Source organism: Bacillus sp. B25(2016b) (assembly GCF_001679765.1).
Lineage (GTDB): Bacteria > Bacillota > Bacilli > Bacillales > Bacillaceae_G > Bacillus_A > Bacillus_A thuringiensis_K.
Genome location: NZ_CP016285.1, coordinates 4,135,027 through 4,154,668 on the forward strand (window position 1 = coordinate 4,135,027; position 19,642 = coordinate 4,154,668).

The window sequence follows — 19,642 nt, forward strand, 5'->3', positions numbered from 1 at the left end:
GTATGATTGTTCCAAAATGTAACAAAGACTTTCTCAATACAATGTATTTGACATTGTATTTCTTTTCCGTTATATTAGTTTTACAAAATTAAATTGCGCACAACTTAATTAGAAGGGAGTTATTTATGACAGAAAACTCTTTGCATCTAGATAACCAACTTTGTTTTTCTATTTACGCCTGCTCTAGAGAGGTTACTCGTTTTTATCGACCTTATTTAGAAGAAATGGGTATTACGTATCCCCAGTACATTACTTTACTCGTACTATGGGAGCAAGATGGACTAACAGTAAAAGAAATTGGAAAACGTCTATTTTTAGATTCTGGTACGTTAACACCTATGTTAAAACGAATGGAATCATTAAAACTTGTAAAACGTGTTCGTTCCAAAGAAGACGAGCGAAAAGTTTGTATTGAATTAACAGAACAAGGCAAAGATTTAAAGGAAAAGGCTTGTTCATTACCGACAACGATGGCTACAAACTTAGGAATTACAGAGCAAGAATATCTCTCTTTATTAATTCAACTAAATAAACTAATTGACACAATGAAAACAATTAATGATGGAAAAGGGGAATAAATATGGATAAATTATATACTGCTTCAGTAACAGCAACAGGTGGAAGAAATGGGAAAGTAGTTTCAGATGATGGCATATTAAATCTTGATGTAAAAATGCCGAAAGCACTAGGTGGTGCAGGCGGAGAAGCAACAAATCCAGAACAACTATTTGCAGCTGGTTATGCAGCTTGTTTCGATAGTGCATTACAACTTGTCATTCGTACAAAACGTATGAAAGTAGAAAGTACAGAAGTAACTGCTCACGTTTCTATCGGAAAAGATACAGATGGTGGTTTCGGTCTATCTGCTGTACTTGATGTACATGTGGCTGGCGTTTCACATAGCGAAGCACAAGAACTTGTAGAAGCGGCTCACGGTGTATGTCCTTACTCGAAAGCAACACGAGGAAATATTGAAGTTACATTAAACGTACGCTAAAAAATTTAGCAAAACAAAAACGCGCGACATTCGTCACGCGTTTTTTGTTTTTGTAAATTTATGAATTGCTTTCCACGCTTCTTCTTTTCCAAGTCCTGTTTCAGAAGAGAATAGAACAATTTCATCGCCAATTTCAACAGCAAGCGTTTCTTTTACAACTTTTAAATGCTTTTGCCATTTCCCTTTCGGAATTTTATCGGCTTTCGTCGCAATAATAATTGTTGGGATTTCATAATGCTTTAAGAAATCATACATCATCACGTCATCACTTGTTGGTTGGTGACGTAAATCAACTACTAATACAGCTGCGTCTAATTGCTCACGAGTTGTAAAGTACGTTTCAATCATTTTCCCCCATGCAGCGCGCTCCGATTTAGATACTTTTGCATATCCGTAACCTGGAACATCAACAAAGTGCATCATCTCATTGATTAAGAAAAAGTTCAGCGTTTGCGTTTTTCCTGGTTTAGAAGAAATACGCACTAACTTTTTACGATTTAAAATTTTATTAATAAAGGAAGACTTCCCCACATTTGAACGACCTGCTAATGCAATTTCTGGTAAATCACTGTCTGGATATTGTTCTGGTTTAACAGCACTAATTACAATATCTGCTTTTGTTACTTTCATTGTTTCACTCCTACTAATGCGTGCTCCAATACTTCATCTAAATGAGATGCAAGCACAAACGTAAGGTTTTCTTTTACGCTCTCTGGAATATCATCTAAATCTTTCTCGTTTTCTGCTGGCAAAATAATTTTTGTTAAGCCTGCGCGGTGAGCACTTAATGTTTTTTCTTTTAAACCACCAATTGGTAATACACGACCACGAAGTGTAATTTCACCTGTCATACCCACTTCTTTACTTACAGGAATACCTGTTAGCGCAGAAATAAGTGCCGTTGCCATCGTAATACCTGCTGACGGTCCGTCTTTTGGAACTGCTCCTTCTGGAACGTGAATATGAATATCATTTTTCTCATGGAAATTCGGATCAATCTGAAGCTCTTCTGCACGAGAACGTATATAACTAAATGCAGCTTGTGCTGATTCTTTCATAACATCCCCAAGTTTCCCTGTTAAAATTAGTTTCCCTTTTCCTGGCGCTACAGAAACTTCAATGGCAAGTGTATCGCCGCCTGCTGCTGTGTAAGCTAGACCTGTTGCCATACCAACTTGGTCTGTTTTTTCAGCTTGCCCATAACGGAATATGTGTTTACCAAGTAAATCAACAATCTTTTTCTCTGTCACAACGATACGTTTACGTTCTGCTGTAACGATAATCTTCGCTACTTTACGGCAAACTTTTGCAATTTGGCGCTCTAGCGTACGAACACCAGCCTCACGTGTATAATAACGAATAATCTCAAGCAGCGCTTCATCACGCACTTGTAAATTACCTTTTCGTAAGCCATGTTCTTTTAATTGTTTCGGCAATAAATGCTCACGAGCAATGTGTACTTTTTCAAGTTCTGTATAGCCAGCAATCGAAATGATTTCCATACGGTCAAGTAATGGACCTGGAATACTTGAAAGTGTATTAGCAGTTGCTACAAACATAACTTTTGATAGATCATATGGTTCTTCAATGTAATGATCACTGAAGTTATGGTTTTGTTCTGGATCTAATACTTCAAGTAATGCCGCTGATGGATCTCCACGGAAATCGTTAGACATTTTATCAATCTCATCTAATAAGAAGACTGGATTAACTGTTTTCGCCTTTTTCATACCTTGAATAATGCGTCCTGGCATTGCTCCAACATATGTACGGCGGTGACCACGAATTTCAGATTCATCACGCACACCACCAAGAGATACACGGACGAAGTTACGATTCAATGATGTTGCAATTGAACGCGCTAACGAAGTTTTGCCGACCCCAGGAGGGCCTACTAAACAAAGGATAGGTCCTTTTAATGAATTCGTTAACTTCTGTACAGCTAAATATTCAAGTACACGCTCTTTCACTTTTTCAAGACCGTAATGATCGTTATTTAAAATCTCTTCCGAATGAGCAAGGTCAATTATATCTTCTGTTGCCTCTGTCCACGGAAGCGCTAATAACCAATCAATATAATTGCGAATAACACCACTCTCCGCAGAACTTGCTGGTAACTTTTCATAACGATCTAATTCTTTCAGCGCAGCCTTCATTGTTTCTTCCGGCATTCCTGACTGTTCAATTTTCTCACGAAGTTCTTCTACTTCTCCGCCCTTGCCTTCTTTGTCGCCAAGTTCAGTTTGAATCGCCTTCATTTGCTCACGTAAGAAATATTCTTTTTGCGTGCGCTCCATGGAACGTTTCACTTTTTGCCCAATTTTCTTTTCTAGGCTAAGTAACTCTTGTTCATCTTGAATAATTGAAATAAGTGTTTGTAATCGTTCTTTTACAGATACAATCTCTAGAATCTCTTGTTTCTGCTTCGTTTTAATTGGCAAGTGAGAAGCAATTAGATCAGCTAATCTCCCTGGTTCTTCCACATCAGCTACCGTTGCAAATGTTTCATTTGAAACTTTTTTCGAAACTTTAATATATTGTTCGAAATGCTCCAGTAACGTACGCATAAAAGCTTTCTCTTCTAAATCATCTTCTACTTCTTCAGTTACCGTTTTAATAGACACTTGTACTACATTTTCTTCTTCGATAAACTCTATTACTTCTGCTCTATGTAAACCTTCCACAAGGACACGAAGCGTACCGTTCGGCAATTTTAACATTTGCTTCACTTTCGCCACCGTACCTACACTATATATGTCATCTTCTTTCGGATCATCGATATTCATTTCTTTTTGCATTGCTAAAAAGATGATATTTTCATCCATTGCCGCCTGCTCTAGTGCTTGTATCGATTTATCACGTCCTACATCAAGATGCAAAACCATCGTTGGATATACGAGAACGCCTCTTAATGGTAGGAGGGGCACGATTCTTTCGTTCGTATTCATACTAGACATAGCACCTCCATAATAAATTAAACTCCTGTTCAACTATTTTATATTACAATACACCTAGATGCAATTGCTGAGATTCCGCGCAATTGTAAATAGCTTGTTTTTCTACCTCACGAAAAGAAAAAAGACTCCGATTAAGCATACAAACTTAAACGAAGTCTGGCAAATTTTATTATTGTTTATTTTTACATAGATTGTGCATCTGTTTCGTCTACGTGAGTATGTACATCTAGCTCTCTATGCATATTTTCTTGCATAAACGTTAACTCAAATACTTCTTTTAACTTACGAACAGGAATAATTTCAATTCCCTTGATCGTATACAAAAATGGTTGCATATTTTCAGCAGGAATAATGACTTTCTTAGCTCCCGCTTTTTTCGCAGCTTTTATTTTTGCGTACACGCCACCAATAGGCTTTACCTCTCCGTGTATACTTATTTCCCCTGTCATCGCTACTTCATTATTTACATACGTGCGGTGCACCGCAGAATATACACCTGTTGCCATAGCGATTCCTGCAGAAGGTCCATCAATTGGGATACCACCTGGAAAATTAATATGTATATCATATCCTTCTGGCAACACATCTAAAGAACGAAGTACTGTTAATACATTATCAACAGAGCCTTTCGCCATACTTTTACGACGAATCGATTTCGTTTGACTACCAATACTTTCTTCTTCCACAATTCCGGTAACATTTACCGATCCTTTATCTTTCGCCGGAATTGCTGTTACTTCAATTTCTAATAACGCACCTGTATTTGGTCCGTATACAGCAAGACCATTTACAAGACCAATCCTTGGAATCGGATAAATGCGCTTTTCATATTTCGGTGTAAGCTGACTCGAGTGAACAACCCACTCTATATCTTCATCCTTAATGAAAGAACGTTCTTCATTTATCGCCATACCAGCAGAGATTTGCACGAGATTAATCGCTTCTCGTCCATTCCTTGCATACATCCCAATCATTTCAATACCATTTTCACCTATTTGCATTTCCACTTTTTCCGCGGCATTTTTCGCTACTTTTTGAATTTCTTCCGTATCTAATTCACGGAAAAATACTTCTAAGCAACGTGACCGAATAGCAGGAGGAATTTCCTCTGGCGAACGTGTCGTTGCTCCAACTAAACGAAAATCTGCCGGTAAGCCTTTTTGGAAAATATCATGTATATATGTTGGGATCATCGTATTTTCTTCACTATAGTACGCACTTTCTAAAAATACTTTTCGATCTTCTAACACCTTTAACATTTTGTTCATTTGAATCGGATGGAGCTCGCCAATCTCATCAATAAACAAAATACCACCATGTGCATCTGTTACAGCACCTTTTTTCGGTTGCGGAATACCTGCTTGCCCCATCGCCCCAGCACCTTGATAAATCGGATCATGCACCGAACCAATTAAAGGGTCTGCGATACCACGTTCATCAAACCGAGCTGTTGTCGCATCAAGTTCAATAAATGTTGCATTCGTACGAAATGGAGATTTAGGATTTCGTTTCGCTTCTTCTAATACAAGACGTGCTGCCGCTGTTTTCCCAACACCTGGCGGGCCATATATGATTACATGTTGCGGATTCGGACCACAAAGAGCCGCTTTTAACGACTTAATCCCGTCCTCTTGCCCTACAATATCTAAAAAGGTTGTAGGACGCACCTTTTCTGCTAGCGGCTCTGTTAAAGAAATCTCACGCATTTTACGAAGCTGTTCTAATTCTTTTTTCGATTCTCGATCAATTGAAACTTTTTGTGTTCGTTGATTTCGAAGTAAATGCCAGAAATACAATCCGACAATTACACCAAAAACAAGTTGAACAACTAAAAATATATTTGTCCAGCTCATTATTTATTTCCTCCCGCAATATTTTATCTCTTAGTATTTCCGCGGAGGAACGTAGCTAAACATAAAGAAAAACAGCAATTATAAAAATTGCTGTTTCCCTTTCGCATTATGCAGATGTTTTTGTATCAAGTACAGTACCGTCTTGTAACACCAATTTTGGCGGCTCATTATCAGCTACTGTTTCTTTTGTAAGAATACACTTCTCGATATCTTTACGAGATGGAAGTTCGAACATTACATCAAGCATTAAGCCTTCAATAATAGAACGAAGTCCACGAGCACCCGTTTTACGTTCAATTGCTTTTTTCGCAATTTCGATTAGTGCACCTTCTTCAAACTCTAACTCAACATCGTCAAGCTCCAATAGTTTTTGGAATTGCTTAACAAGTGCATTTTTCGGTTTCGTTAAAATATCAACAAGAGCATCTTCATCAAGTGGCTCTAGGTTCGCAATAACTGGAAGACGACCGATAAACTCTGGAATTAAACCAAATCTTAAAAGATCCTCTGGTAATACGTGAGATAAAACATGCTTCTCATTTACATCAGCATTTTTCTTCTCAGAACCAAATCCAATTACTTTTTCACCAAGGCGACGTTTAATAATCGGCTCAATGCCATCAAACGCTCCACCACAAATGAATAAGATGTTCGTTGTATCAATTTGAATAAACTCTTGGTGCGGATGCTTACGACCACCTTGAGGTGGAACGCTTGCTACAGTACCTTCTAAAATTTTCAGAAGTGCCTGCTGCACACCTTCACCAGATACATCACGTGTAATTGATGGATTTTCGGACTTACGTGCCACTTTATCAATCTCATCAATATAAATGATTCCTTTTTCCGCTTTCTCTACATCATAATCAGCTGCTTGAATTAATTTTAGTAAGATATTTTCTACATCTTCCCCAACATATCCAGCTTCTGTTAAAGATGTTGCGTCCGCGATTGCAAATGGAACATTTAGAATACGCGCTAACGTTTGTGCAAGTAATGTTTTACCACTACCTGTTGGCCCGATAAGTGCGATATTACTCTTCGCTAATTCTACATCATCAATTTTGCTGTTAGAATTAATGCGTTTGTAATGGTTATATACCGCTACTGCTAGTGCTTTTTTCGCGCTATCTTGCCCGATGACATACTCATCTAAGATTTCACGAATTTCTACCGGTTTCGGTACATCTTTGAATTCTACTTCTTCGTCCTTCGCAAGCTCCTCTTGTACAATTTCAGTACAAAGTTCGATACACTCGTCACAAATGTAAACACCTGGACCTGCCACTAATTTTCGAACTTGCGTTTGTGTTTTACCACAGAAAGAACATTTTAATTGCCCTTTTTCATCATTAAATTTAAACATATTTTCACACCCCTTACAAAGTGCTAACCTCTTGCCTTCGTATGTACACGATAAATGTATCGTATGTAAATACATATTATGTCACTACGTGGCGAGAAATACAAATAATATGACTAGTTATGTACAAATAAAAAATTTTTAAAACTTTTGAAATATGTATATTCGACTTGTAAAGGAACTTTTCCTTCTCCATCGAAAAGTTTTATAAATATATTTCTATATTTATAAAACAAGGCACGATTTTAATCGTGCCTTGTTATTTTATTATGCAGCGTTTTCTACTAAGAAGTCTACAGCTTTACGCACTTTAAGATCTTCAGCTAAAGCGTCTACGCTTCCAAGAGCTTGCTTGATAGCGTCTACTGGCATACCGTACATTTCAGCCATTTTTTCAACTTCTGCAGTTACTTCTTCTTCAGTAACTTCGATGTTTTCAGCTTCAATGATAGCTTCAAGAACAAGATTGATTCTTACACGTTTTTGTGCATCTTCTTTCATTTGCTCTTTTAATTTGTCAGCATCAGTACCTGTGAATTGGTAGTAAAGCTCAAGGTTCATACCTTGTTGGCTTAAACGTTGCTCGAATTCACGAACCATACGATCTAATTCAGTGTTGATCATAGCTTCTGGAATTTCGATTTCAGCGTTAGCAGCAGCTAATTCTACTACTTCGTCACGTACTTTGTGCTCAGCTTCGTGCTTTTTGCCTTCTTCTAAGTTTGTGCGAAGTTTTGCTTTTAATTCATCAAGAGTTGCAACCGCTTCGTCTGCTTCTTTAGCGAACTCGTCGTTTAACTCAGGAAGTTCTTTTGTTTTGATTTCGTGAATTGTTACTTTGAATGTTGCTGGTTTGCCAGCTAATTCAGCAGCATGGTACTCTTCTGGGAATGATACTTCAACGTCTTTAGACTCACCAGATTTAAGACCGATTACTTGCTCTTCGAAACCTGGGATGAATGTACCAGAACCGATTGCTAGAGAGTAGTTTTCGCCTTTTCCGCCTTCAAATGCTTCGCCATCAACGAAACCTTCGAAGTCGATTACAGCTGTATCACCGTTTTCAACAGTTCCTTCTTCTTTAACAACTAGCTCAGCTTGACGCTCTTGTAAAGATTTTAATTCGTTCTCTACATCTTCGTCAGTTACAGTTGTTTCAACTTTTTCTACTGCTAAACCTTTGTACTCACCTAATTTAACTTCAGGTTTCACTGTAACTTTTGCAGTGAAGATAAGGTTAGCATTTTTTTCGAACTTCTCGATGTCGATTTCAGGATGATCAACTGGGAAGATACCAGCTTCTTCAATCGCTTCACCGTATGCTTTTGGTAAAATGATATCTAAAGCATCTTGGTATAAAGATTCAATACCAAAGCGTTGTTCGAATAATGGACGAGGCATTTTTCCTTTACGGAAACCTGGTACGTTAATTGTTTTTACTACTTTTTTGAACGCAGCGTCGATAGAGTTGTTTACTTCTTTAGCATCAACTTCGATTGTTAAAACGCCAACGTTACCTTCTAATTTTTCCCATTTTGTAGACATTTATTCTTTCCCTCCAACTATAATAATGTATGCACATACCTCTATAGATTAAGATCTTCATTATCTCTTTTTTGAAATAACAAATACACAAATAATCCTCTAGCAAAAGCTTTCAGATATAATGTTCCAATCTACTAATTGCCCAGAAGACAACTACGGTATATTTTGTTCGAGAATAATATGAAACATATTAAGTAAGAGAATTACACTTCTCTTCTCTTACAAACAGGCAGTTTTCTGCCTTTTGCAACCCTTACATTATAACATAGAATATGCTCGTTTCAAGAACTGAACGATTCTTTTTCATAATTATACGGGCAAATATCCTTCTCTTTCAACACGTAATAACCATTGATAGGCAATATGAAACTCTTCCAATTCGATATTGTATGCTGCCATAAGCTCTTCTTCATCAATAGCCAATCCGAAACGCTTTCTTCCAATTCTCTCTAAAACAGCTGACCAAATCTCCTCTTTATCCATTAATAGAGCGAATGGGAAAACGCTAATTTGCAATTCTTTCCAATATGTAACCATCGCTTCAAATATATCGGGATAATTTTGCTCTAATCGACTTGATAATTTATGTATAATGTTATTGGATTGCTCCTCATTATGACCTGTAAATGCTGGAATTACCTTAATCGTATTCCCAAACTTTTCTACCTCTATTTCCTCTTCTACCTGACTTTCTATCATTTTATACAAAATAGAAGTTTTCAAATAGGGGTGTTGCTCTTCGTCTATTAAAAATTTCTTTAAAACAGGTAATGCAAGATCTAAGTCTTTTAAAGAAAGTCGCTGAATCGCTCTTAGCTTCTGTCCAAAGTTTTCTCCAAAAATTTCATTAGTAAACTCATCCAATTCAAAATTCGAATCCACTAGCGATGCGTCTCCTTCATTTAGCATACCTTCTGCAAATAAAGCAAGCTGCGCTAATTTTTCCTTTTGATCAGGCATTATATCTTTCGTTTGTAAAACCTTTTCAACAGTTTCAACAACACCTTCATAATCATTTGTTTGAACTAAAATAGTCACGTACGTTTCAAGAATATCACCAAATAAGACAACTCCTGTTTTAAGCAACTGTTCACATTTGTCTTTCGCTTCTTCCATACGTTTTAATTCGAGTAAACAAATAACTGAAGCTAATTCCGTTTGTTCCGTTTCCGCATTATACTGACGTAATATTTCAAAGCAGCGCAATGCATCTTCGAATTTCCGCTCTTTCAGCGCTAAAAAACCTTCATCAATATAGCGCTCTGATAGTTGTGGAAACAATACGACCGTATTTTCTTTTTTATCCATACGTCCGCCTCTTTTTCTTGATTTTAATTATGTTCAAAGTAAATATATCAAATGCGTAATGAGAACACAACATCCCAAAACTATTTGTTTGAAATATAAAAATATTTAATTTTTACATTCCAATACAAATAAATCTCTACTAAAAATTAAAATTGTACAAATAAAAATCCCCAGCAACAAACGCAGAGGATTTATCATTAATGGAAAGCTTTTATAATTGTGGGGTATATTACAAGGGTAATAATTTGGAGAACAATAATTGCCATAACAATCATGCTAAAATAGAAGATTGGTTTACTTCGCTTCATTAAAAACATAATAATAAGCATCGTACAAGCAAACAAACTTAAGAAGAACAAACTTGTTGTCGAACTAAGTATACCACTTGGGACAAAGAACAATAACACTACACTACAAGTACCTATAATTCCAAATAACCATTCCATTCATTCACTCATTCCCTTTCCCTCTCATGGCTGTTTTCTCTAAGCAATCAAATGTTTCACAACATCAACTACATACGTTAATTTCTCATACGCTACAAATCCAAAAGCAACCGTCAAGCCCGTTACAACTAATCCTTTCATCATTTCTTCCTCCTCGTTTTATCGTTGTTATCTTCATTATAGAGGATTAGCAATTTGTTACCATCGAACTACCTTACAGTTACCTTACAGAATTGTAAGATTTCAAAAGAGGATTGAAAAACACCTCATATCGCTTGAGGTGCTTTCACGGAGTTTCTCTATAATCACTTGCAAAATTAACTTTTTTCTCTTGGTTATTTTTCGGAGAATCCACTCTTAAACTAATAGATTTACTAAATAATTTTGGATTGAAATAATAACAAAGATCTGTTTGAGGACAGTATACACAATACACATCTATCTCTTCTTTATTCACTTCTTTTGTAGTGACTCCGCTTGTCGTAGAATAACTAGATCGGAATCTAACTTCTAGTATCCCTCTTGCATTCAATTCTCTATATTTCACTTGTACCCTTTTAAATCTCACGTCTTTATACACTACAAGATCAAACGGCGAATGCTCTGTTTGCGGCATTAAAATCATGTATCCTTTTTCATACAAATCAACTTGTGCCTTTAAAACAGCTAAATCTCCTTTTGTTCTTGTATGATGGTACACTTTTTCTCAGCACCTTTTTACATATTTTATAATAATATTCGTTCCTTTTCTTAACTTACCTCCCAATATTTTCTCATTAAAAGAAAACTCTTTGTTAAAATCATGTTAATATATTTTTGTACAATTAAGAATTTAATTTACAAGGGGGATTATATATGTTCAAAAAAGTAGCTGCTGATGTTTTAGGGTTAAGCGATGTAGGTTCTGTCATTACACCGAAAGATTACGATAAAGTTGATGCTGATGATTACGTGATGCACGAAGATGGAGAGAAAATTTATTTTCTAATTAAATCCAAATCAGATGAATATTGCTTCACAAACAAAGGATTACTTCACCTAGATGGTACAAGCGCAACAAGTAAAAAACGCACACTGCGCCGCTATAGCTATAGTAAATATCAAATTAAAAACGTAGCACTTGAAACTGCAGGAACGATTGATTTAGATATAGAAATTAAGTTTCAAATGGGAGATGAGCATTACTCAATTGATGTTCATAAAAAACATATTGAAGAATTAAAAGATTTATATAAGGCTTTACTTAAAATTGAAGAAATTTCATACGACAACGACATTACATTAAAATATGCACATAAAAGTTTAGATATGGCATCTAACGCTTTCAGCCGTATTTCAAACGCACAAGTAAACTTAGCAGAGCAATTTAAAGAGATGAACGAGATCGCCTTTAACTGGCTTGTTGATACGAAGAAACAATATAATGTGAAAGATTATGGTTTTGTCTTTGACAAGTTTATTAACAACTAATTTAAAACAAACAAAAAAACCTTGTTATCAAAAAGATAACAAGGTTTTCTTAGCGTCCCAGGAGAGATTCGAACTCCCGCTCCGCCCATTTCCGTACTATTTTATATATTTTGATCGCAGTCTTAATATATCTTCTCCTTCGCGAATGCCTGCCGATCCCTTCCTCACATTTTTTACGACAGTCCAATTCGGGTTAGTTTCATCACCGATGTTCTGTACTGTAAAATTGCCATCACCATATTTCCGGTGACCTTCCGCCAATTTCTCCGTTAAATCATTCTCATTTGATCTCGCCATCTTTGCGCCATCTCCCTTTTTTATACGACCTTCTTAAACCATCTAACCAATCACAGGTCCAGTCAATTGGAGATTCTCGTTTTCCGCTTCTATTAATTGTAACACACTACCGGGAATAAGTTCCGATAACTGCTGCTCAATCATACTAGAATGGTAAAGAGTTTTATAATATTGTAAGTAAACAATTAAGAGAATCTGGATATGGATTTGAGTTCCATCATAAACCTATTGATTCTTTAAATTAAATAAGAGGAATAGGGCGCATAAATGGCGCTCTTTTTATTTAAGAAAAAGAAGTACATATGCAACTGCTTAATATCAAAGGAAAGGTCGCAAATATCAAGAATAAACTACACCTATAACCCAAACATCAAATTTTAGACAAACAAAAAACCTTGTTATCTTTTGATAACAAGGTTTTTTTAGCGTCCCAGGAGAGATTCGAACTCCCGACCGTACGCTTAGAAGGCGTATGCTCTATCCGGCTGAGCTACTGGGACATGGAGCGGGTGAAGAGAATCGAACTCTCGACCAGAGCTTGGAAGGCTCTTGTTTTACCACTAAACTACACCCGCATATGTTATTTTCTTTTCTTCGTTAGCGCCGTTGCCCTATCGACAATATTTATTATATGTATAACCATACATAAAGTCAACACCTTTTTTAAAAGAGGATAAATTTTCTTATCCTCTTTTAAAAACTGCTTGTTCAACTAGTTGTCCGTCTAATGTTTCAAAACGAACTTCCATTTGATTTTCATCCATTTCTAATAAAGCAAATGTCTTTTCTACACGCTGACGTGGTAATAAAATACTGCCTGGATTAATAAATAAAACGCCGTCGATTAATTCCGCACCTAATACGTGAGAATGTCCGAAGCATGCAACTTGCGCTCCTACTTCTTCAGCATGGTACGCTAGCGTTTGTAATGTCATTTTCACATTATGGCGATGTCCATGCACAACTAAGAAGCGAATTCCATTTACATCAGTTACAATTTCATCTTGAAAGTTAGCATAATCACAGTTTCCTTTTACAACATGGAAACCTTGCAGTTCTTCATGAGCAGGTGTTAGCTCTGAATCACCGCAATGAATCATGATATCTACTTTCCCTTCATATTTCTCTTTCAACTGCTGTAATTCCTTCACAGAGCTATGACTATCGCTTACGATTAAAGCTTTCATCGCTCTCTCTCCCTTATTCTTCTAAAAACCATTCTGGGATTTTTTCTTCTAACTTACGAAGAGCACGACCACGGTGGCTAATAGCATTTTTCTCATCTGAACTTAATTCCGCCATTGCCTTTTTGTATTCTTCCACATAAAAGATCGGATCGTATCCAAAACCATTTTCTCCGCGGCGTTGTTCTAAAATAAATCCTTCACATGTCCCATTTACAATGACAGGCTTTTTATCACCTTCAGGGAAAGCAACTGCTAATGCACAATAGAAACGAGCTTTACGCTTTTCAAAGTCAATGCCATTTAATTCTTGTAACACTTTATCGATATTTGCTTGATCATTTTTTGGTTCACCAGCAAAACGAGCTGAATACACGCCTGGTTTTCCGTTTAAAGCATCTACAATAAGACCTGAATCATCCGCAATTACGATTGCATTCAGCTGTTTGCTCAAACTATCCGCTTTTAAAATTGCATTTTCTTCAAATGTTTCACCAGTTTCTTCAACTTCATCAATATGAGGAAAATCGTGTAATGATTTTACTTCTAAATCAAATCGCTCAAATAACTCAGCAAATTCACGTACTTTACCCATATTTTTTGTCGCTACAACAACTTGTTTCATACTTTCCACCTCTACTCTATATGAGATACGATGTCGCCTAACGCTTCTTTTTGCATATCAATCAGTTGGAAAATGCCCTGTTCTGCAGCATCAAGTAATTCATTTAACTGTGCTCTGCTAAACGTCGCTTCTTCTCCAGTTCCTTGCACTTCAACAAACTGACCTTTTCCAGTCATAATCACGTTCATATCAACGTCTGCTTTAGAATCTTCTGCATAGTTTAAATCTAAAACAACACCTTGTTCTTCAACAATTCCTACTGACGTTGCTGCTAAATAATCTTTTACTGGAATTTTAGATACTTTTTCTGCTTGTAATAGCTTTTCAAACGCTAATACCATTGCTACATATGCACCTGTAATAGAAGCAGTTCTCGTTCCACCATCCGCTTGAATAACATCACAATCAATCCAAACCGTTCTTTCACCAAGTGCTTCTAAGTCAACTACCGCACGTAATGCTCGTCCAATTAAACGCTGGATTTCCATTGTACGTCCTGTTACTTTCCCTTTACTTGACTCCCTAATCGTACGTTGTTCTGTTGCACGCGGAATCATCGCGTATTCAGCTGTTACCCATCCTTTTCCTTCTCCACGCATAAACGGCGGGACACGCTCTTCAATTGTTGCTGAGCAAATCACCTTTGTATCCCCAACTTCAATTAATACAGATCCCTCTGGATGTTTTAAATAATTCGTATGAATATGTATATGGCGTAATTCTGTTTTCTCTCTACCATCTACTCGCATAAAAATAACCTCCTCTTAATTACTACTCGTTAGTATAGCCAAATTTAAATGTATGATATGTATACAATAAAAGAAGGAGAACCCAAAAAGCAATTCTCCTTTCTTACAAGTATATCAAATTATTCAAGATTAAAAACTACCTGTATTCACGTTTTCTGGACGATCTACAGGTTTTATTAACTTTCCACCCTTTTCATCTATAAGATTTGCTTTTCCATTCACTTCAATAGAAATATTTTTCACACCTTTCTTTTCTGTTAAAGATAAAACTAACGACTTCAGTACGTAATTTGAAATCATATTTTTATCTGGGTTTACAAATATATTTTCATTAAAGTTTAATGTAAGATTTCCGTCTTGTAATTTCGGATTCGTAATAAGCTTAACGCCTGGATTAAAATCATTCAGGAGCGATTGATGAATCGGACCTTTTACAAGCTCATCTATAATTGCTGCATAGTCATTTTCTTTACCTTCCGCAACGCGACGTGTGACTGGTACGTAGTATTGCTGTTTATTATTATTTTGCGCCATGAAATACAATGTGACTGGTTTTGTATTCGTTACATCTGCTACTTGTTCATCATCGAAGTTAATACCATTTGCACGGCTCACTCCTTCACCAAGCGGTGTACCCCCAACAGGCATCTTCGCCAATTTCTCACCATTTATTTGGAACTGCACTTGTTTTATCTCTGTAAATTGCGTCAACGTCCACGCTATAGATTCAACGATTTGACGCTCTTCTTCTTTCGCATAATTTTTCATTTCTTTAGAGAAATCAATAACTGCCGTCCCGTCCTTTTTCAAATCTAAGGTCATCGTTGTATTCGCCGGAATGACTGCACGAAATCCATTCGGTAATAAATCTGTTACCGGTCCATCTTTCACAAGGTATTCTAACGTTTGCTTCACAGTCTCATTTGCTTTCGGAGTAGGTATAGCTAACGTTTGTGGTACAACATAACCATTTTTATCAACAAGGTATAGTTCTCTATTTACCATTTGCCCTTGCTTATCTTTTTTAGCTACTTCTTTCTTCCCACCCTCTGTATACGTAACTTGTTTTGGCGGATCAATTTGTTCAGTTGCTTTCTCCTGATTTATAAAGCCACACCCTGTTAGTAAAACAGCGCTCACAGTAGCACCAACAACCCATTTAAAAGTGGATTTAGGCATGCCATTCCCCCCTAAAATCTAAGTTTGTACTATTATGTATACGAGCTGTTTCACATTTTAGAACAAACCGTGCCTCTTATATAGTGAAACTTTAATCAATGGGGGTTTTGTTCATCCCCACATAACTTCTTTTCTTCCACTGAATTTTGAGGTGGAGGTCTTACTGCGCGGAAAATAGCGGGATAAACAAAAAACTCCTGATTTCTCAGGAGCTCACTTATATGAATTCTACTATTATTCTTTTTCTAAATGAATATGCTTCACATTTTCAATCGGTTGACCGAACCATTTTGATGCAATTTCTTTAAACAAGTCTATTTTTCCTGTTGTTAAGAAGAGATGATCGCTTTGTTCTTCTCCTTCATTCAACATTTTACTATGATATAAGATTGTACTTACTTCACGTGCTGTTTCATCACCAGAACTAATTAGTTGCACTTTATCTCCCATTACTTTTTTAATAACAGGTCCTAAAATCGGATAATGTGTACACCCTAATATAAGTGTATCAATATCGGTACTTTTCAGTGGTTGCAGCGTTTCTCTTACAACTTCATACGCCATTTCACTTTCGAAATTCCCACTCTCTACAAGTTCAACGAAAGGTGGACAAGCTAAACTTTCTACCATAACACGGTTATTAATAGACTTTAACGCCTCTTCGTATGCACCACTTTTCACCGTTCCAATCGTTCCAATAACCCCAACGTGATACGTGTTTGTCACTTTTAAAGCTGTACGTGATCCTGGGTGAATAACTCCTACTACTGGAATTGGTAATTGTTTTTGCATCTCTTCTAATACAACTGCAGTTGCTGTATTACACGCAATAACTAACATTTTAATATTTAAATCTAGTAAATGCTCCGTCATTTCCCACGTAAATTGACGTACTTCTTCTCGAGAACGTGGACCATAAGGACAACGTGCTGTATCTCCTAAATATATGATACGCTCTTTCGGCAACTGACGAATTAATTCCTTCGCTACTGTTAAACCGCCAACTCCTGAATCGATAACACCGATTGCTCTATTCAACTTCATCACCCGTTTTCTCATTCATCATCTTTTATGTTTATCATTATATTTTACACACTTTAAGTTCGCTCACTTCAAATGCTTCTGTATGAAAATTTTCATTTGCCCATGTATAGACTAGGACCTTTTTTATTTTGCTCCTTTTTTTCGTAATTTGCAAGATAGAAAAATAACCGACCTTCTATAAGAAAGTCGGTTTCTTCTATATAAAGTGCATATTCATTGCTCCATCTTTTTTTGAAAAGAAGACATTCCCATTAATAAGAAGAAATGAGCAGCAATTAAAATGACGATTAACATAAAATTAAAACGATAACTATTTGTGGATTCCATAATTTTGCTCGCTACAGCTGGTCCAAATGCCATACCGAAGAAGTTAATTAAATTGTATAAACCAAGACCGACCCCAACTTTAGCTACATGTAATGTTTTCGGTATAAATGTGTTCAATGATACTTGAATGGCAGAATAACTCATAAACGTTAAAATAATCGCTACTAAAATAACTATTAAGTTCCCATTCGGAATAAGCCCTAAAATTAAAAAGCCAACAATCATAAGGACAGACGCTACATAAATCATGTTCACATTTCCAAACGAAGGGACAATCTTCCCGGTAATAAAACTAGATACAATACCAAAGAGTGATGCAACAAACAATGCAATTCCGATAACGAATGGAGACACTCCATGCTCTCTTCCTAACAGCAATGGCAATAATAATAAACTAGCACATAACGCCACATTCATTATAAATCCGACCGCTATTAAACGAAGAAATGGTTTATTTGTAAACAACTCAATATCAATAAATGGATGCTCCGCGTTCTTCATACGAACAGTGAATAAAAATAAGAAAATAACAGATAACACAAATAGCCAACTATTCATATTAACACCTAACAAAACAGTCGTAATAAATACAAATAGTAACGCCGCTCCGATGTAATCAAAATGAAACGCTTCATCCGTATGACGCGCTTCTTCTGGCATAAATTTTATAAGCAAGAAAATCCCCAATACTGAAATAACCATAAATAAAAATAAATATGGCCACCCTAGTGTATTTGTAATAGCCCCACCAACTAAAGGACCAATACCAACCGCTAATGCAATAGAAGAACTAATCATCGCTAAAGCACCAGGCTTCTTAGCAGGAGCGACTAATTTTGCTACCGCAATCATACTAAGCGCAATAAACGCCGCGCCCCCACTCGCCTGCACTAATCTTGCAAAAATGACAATCGTATAAGATTGATTTACAAATCCAATAATGGACCCAGCTACAAATATGATAATTGAAATAATCAATAGTTTTTTTACACCATAACGATCAGCAAGCTTCCCATATATTATCGAACCAATACCGACAAATAAGGAATAACCTACTACAACCCAACTTACTTTCGATTGACTAATGGATAAATCATAAGCCATATCCTCTAACGCAACATTAAATAAAACCGCATTCATCGGTCCTAATAAAACGATAAAACATAATGTGAAAACAAACCATTTTGAATGGTTACTTATATCTTTTCCCATGTGTAACACCTCTCCTGATTATAGTAACTGTAAATAAAAATGAAAAATAAAGTTATTCAGCGCCTCTATCGCTACTAAACAACTTCATCAAATGTATATATTTATCGCGCGACAAACTGGATCCGAAACGAAACATGTATGTTGTTCGATATTCATGGAACTATCATAGTTTCAGCATTACAGTTTGTCAATGAAAAATATACAAAGTAAACTAATTTAGTGTTTTTAGTTTACTTTGTTCAAAAATTGTTATACACTAATTTCGAATCCGATATAAAGAGGGCTGACATGGTTATTCAAATTTGCAATTTCTAACTTAATAAAATAATAAATTTTTATATAGAAGAAACATTACAGGAGGATTATGATGAAGAAAAAAATGTTAGTTGTATTAACGAGCGTAGAAAAATATCCAAATTTAAATCGAGCTACTGGTCTTTGGCTTGGTGAAGCTGTCCATTTCGTTAAAAAAGTTGAAGAAGCTGGTTACGAAGTAGATTATGTTAGCCCACAAGGTGGTTATACACCGATTGACCCGCATAGTTTAGCAATGGCGGAGGGCATCGATTGGGAATGGTATCAAAAGAAAGAATTTATGAATCGTCTCGGTTCTACAATGAAACCGAGTGAGATGAATCCAGAAGACTATGCTGTTATTTATTACGCAGGTGGTCACGGTGTGATTTGGGACTTCCCAGAAAATAAAGAACTTCAAATGATTAGCCGTAACATTTATGAAAATGGAGGAATCGTTTCCTCTGTTTGTCACGGAGCTGCTGGTTTATTTCACATTACATTAAGTAATGGGGAACGTTTAATTAGCGGTAAAAAAGTAACAGGATTTTCAAATGAAGAAGAAAAACTAGCTGAATTAGATCAATTTGTTCCATTTTTAACAGAAGATGAACTCATTAAAAATGGAGGACTTTACGAAAAAGCTGCAGAGCCTTGGGAAGCTTTCGCTGTAGAAGATAATCGTGTTATCACTGGTCAAAACCCAGCTTCAGGTAGTGCAGTAGCTGAATTAGTATTGCAATACGTAAAAAATAACATGTAATAAAAAAGCAGGTTTTCCATTACTATAGG

The 19,642-nt window shown here is 36.3% G+C and carries 19 protein-coding genes, 2 tRNA genes and 1 pseudogene; 5 read left to right on the forward strand and 17 right to left on the reverse strand.

The window, feature by feature from the left end:
• The first annotated feature begins 125 nt into the window (after positions 1-125).
• Both BAQ53_RS21125 and BAQ53_RS21130 read left to right on the forward strand, forming a co-directional pair.
• A complete protein-coding gene (locus BAQ53_RS21125; RefSeq protein WP_151521755.1) occupies positions 126-578 on the forward strand; it encodes a MarR family winged helix-turn-helix transcriptional regulator in 453 nt (150 codons plus the stop codon).
• 2 nt (positions 579-580) lie between these two features.
• Entirely contained in the window at positions 581-997 is a 417-nt protein-coding gene (locus tag BAQ53_RS21130; protein WP_000359774.1) for an organic hydroperoxide resistance protein, read from the forward strand.
• Between the two features lie 33 nt (positions 998-1,030).
• On the opposite strand, the gene ysxC is transcribed toward BAQ53_RS21130, so the two are convergent.
• The 8 genes from ysxC to BAQ53_RS21170 form a co-directional block, all read right to left on the reverse strand.
• A complete protein-coding gene (ysxC, locus tag BAQ53_RS21135; protein ID WP_000869116.1) occupies positions 1,031-1,627 on the reverse strand; it encodes a ribosome biogenesis GTP-binding protein YsxC in 597 nt (198 codons plus the stop codon).
• Positions 1,624-3,954, reverse strand: a complete 2,331-nt coding sequence (lon, locus tag BAQ53_RS21140; protein ID WP_000097285.1) for an endopeptidase La — start codon at positions 3,952-3,954, stop codon at positions 1,624-1,626. The genes ysxC and lon overlap by 4 nt, the downstream gene beginning before the upstream one ends.
• A 182-nt stretch (positions 3,955-4,136) precedes the next feature.
• The gene (gene lonB, locus BAQ53_RS21145) at positions 4,137-5,807 is read right to left on the reverse strand and encodes an ATP-dependent protease LonB (protein ID WP_000119179.1); all 1,671 of its coding nucleotides are present in this window, start codon (positions 5,805-5,807) and stop codon (positions 4,137-4,139) included.
• A 106-nt stretch (positions 5,808-5,913) separates the two neighbouring features.
• Entirely contained in the window at positions 5,914-7,173 is a 1,260-nt protein-coding gene (clpX, locus tag BAQ53_RS21150) for an ATP-dependent protease ATP-binding subunit ClpX (protein ID WP_000472289.1), read from the reverse strand.
• Positions 7,174-7,437: 264 nt separating this feature from the next.
• Positions 7,438-8,715, reverse strand: a complete 1,278-nt coding sequence (tig, locus tag BAQ53_RS21155) for a trigger factor (RefSeq protein ID WP_000105215.1) — start codon at positions 8,713-8,715, stop codon at positions 7,438-7,440.
• 309 nt (positions 8,716-9,024) lie between these two features.
• On the reverse strand, positions 9,025-10,023 hold the full coding sequence (locus BAQ53_RS21160; protein ID WP_184121033.1) for a hypothetical protein: 999 nt from the start codon (positions 10,021-10,023) through the stop codon (positions 9,025-9,027).
• A 197-nt stretch (positions 10,024-10,220) separates the two neighbouring features.
• Positions 10,221-10,469: a hypothetical protein gene (locus BAQ53_RS21165; protein ID WP_001983650.1), complete on the reverse strand. Its 249-nt coding sequence runs from the start codon at positions 10,467-10,469 to the stop codon at positions 10,221-10,223.
• A 286-nt stretch (positions 10,470-10,755) separates the two neighbouring features.
• Positions 10,756-11,169, reverse strand: coding sequence for a group I intron-associated PD-(D/E)XK endonuclease (locus tag BAQ53_RS21170; protein WP_000274745.1), 414 nt, complete (start codon positions 11,167-11,169; stop codon positions 10,756-10,758).
• A gap of 155 nt (positions 11,170-11,324) precedes the next feature.
• Between BAQ53_RS21170 and BAQ53_RS21175 the strand changes: the two genes are divergently transcribed.
• Positions 11,325-11,939, forward strand: coding sequence for a PH domain-containing protein (locus tag BAQ53_RS21175; protein WP_000475212.1), 615 nt, complete (start codon positions 11,325-11,327; stop codon positions 11,937-11,939).
• A 96-nt stretch (positions 11,940-12,035) separates the two neighbouring features.
• Here the strand turns inward: BAQ53_RS21175 and BAQ53_RS21180 are convergent, their stop codons facing one another.
• On the reverse strand, positions 12,036-12,236 hold the full coding sequence (locus BAQ53_RS21180; RefSeq protein WP_000124460.1) for a hypothetical protein: 201 nt from the start codon (positions 12,234-12,236) through the stop codon (positions 12,036-12,038).
• A 152-nt stretch (positions 12,237-12,388) separates the two neighbouring features.
• Between BAQ53_RS21180 and BAQ53_RS26675 the strand changes: the two are divergent.
• Positions 12,389-12,481: pseudogene (locus tag BAQ53_RS26675) on the forward strand (DUF6572 domain-containing protein); the annotation flags it as partial.
• Positions 12,482-12,662: 181 nt separating this feature from the next.
• On the opposite strand, the gene BAQ53_RS21185 reads toward BAQ53_RS26675, so the two are convergent.
• From BAQ53_RS21185 to BAQ53_RS21220, 8 genes are all read right to left on the reverse strand, one after another.
• A tRNA-Arg gene (locus tag BAQ53_RS21185) sits at positions 12,663-12,736 on the reverse strand.
• 1 nt (position 12,737) lies between these two features.
• Positions 12,738-12,811: transfer RNA gene (locus BAQ53_RS21190), tRNA-Gly, on the reverse strand.
• A gap of 108 nt (positions 12,812-12,919) precedes the next feature.
• Positions 12,920-13,423 carry a metallophosphoesterase gene (locus BAQ53_RS21195; RefSeq protein ID WP_000645501.1) on the reverse strand — a complete coding sequence of 168 codons (504 nt, stop codon included), beginning with the start codon at positions 13,421-13,423 and terminating at the stop codon, positions 12,920-12,922.
• Between the two features lie 13 nt (positions 13,424-13,436).
• Complete coding sequence (locus BAQ53_RS21200; RefSeq protein WP_000815924.1) at positions 13,437-14,045, reverse strand: XTP/dITP diphosphatase; 609 nt, start codon at positions 14,043-14,045, stop codon at positions 13,437-13,439.
• An 11-nt stretch (positions 14,046-14,056) separates the two neighbouring features.
• Positions 14,057-14,794, reverse strand: a complete 738-nt coding sequence (gene rph, locus BAQ53_RS21205; protein WP_001261765.1) for a ribonuclease PH — start codon at positions 14,792-14,794, stop codon at positions 14,057-14,059.
• A 129-nt stretch (positions 14,795-14,923) separates the two neighbouring features.
• Positions 14,924-15,973, reverse strand: coding sequence for a spore germination protein GerM (gene gerM / locus BAQ53_RS21210; protein WP_208906217.1), 1,050 nt, complete (start codon positions 15,971-15,973; stop codon positions 14,924-14,926).
• 234 nt (positions 15,974-16,207) lie between these two features.
• Complete coding sequence (racE, locus tag BAQ53_RS21215; RefSeq protein WP_208906218.1) at positions 16,208-17,017, reverse strand: glutamate racemase; 810 nt, start codon at positions 17,015-17,017, stop codon at positions 16,208-16,210.
• Between the two features lie 213 nt (positions 17,018-17,230).
• Complete coding sequence (locus BAQ53_RS21220) at positions 17,231-18,556, reverse strand: MFS transporter (RefSeq protein WP_208906219.1); 1,326 nt, start codon at positions 18,554-18,556, stop codon at positions 17,231-17,233.
• Between the two features lie 367 nt (positions 18,557-18,923).
• Between BAQ53_RS21220 and BAQ53_RS21225 the strand changes: the two genes are divergently transcribed.
• Positions 18,924-19,613: a type 1 glutamine amidotransferase domain-containing protein gene (locus BAQ53_RS21225; protein ID WP_208906220.1), complete on the forward strand. Its 690-nt coding sequence runs from the start codon at positions 18,924-18,926 to the stop codon at positions 19,611-19,613.
• The last annotated feature ends 29 nt before the right edge of the window (positions 19,614-19,642 follow it).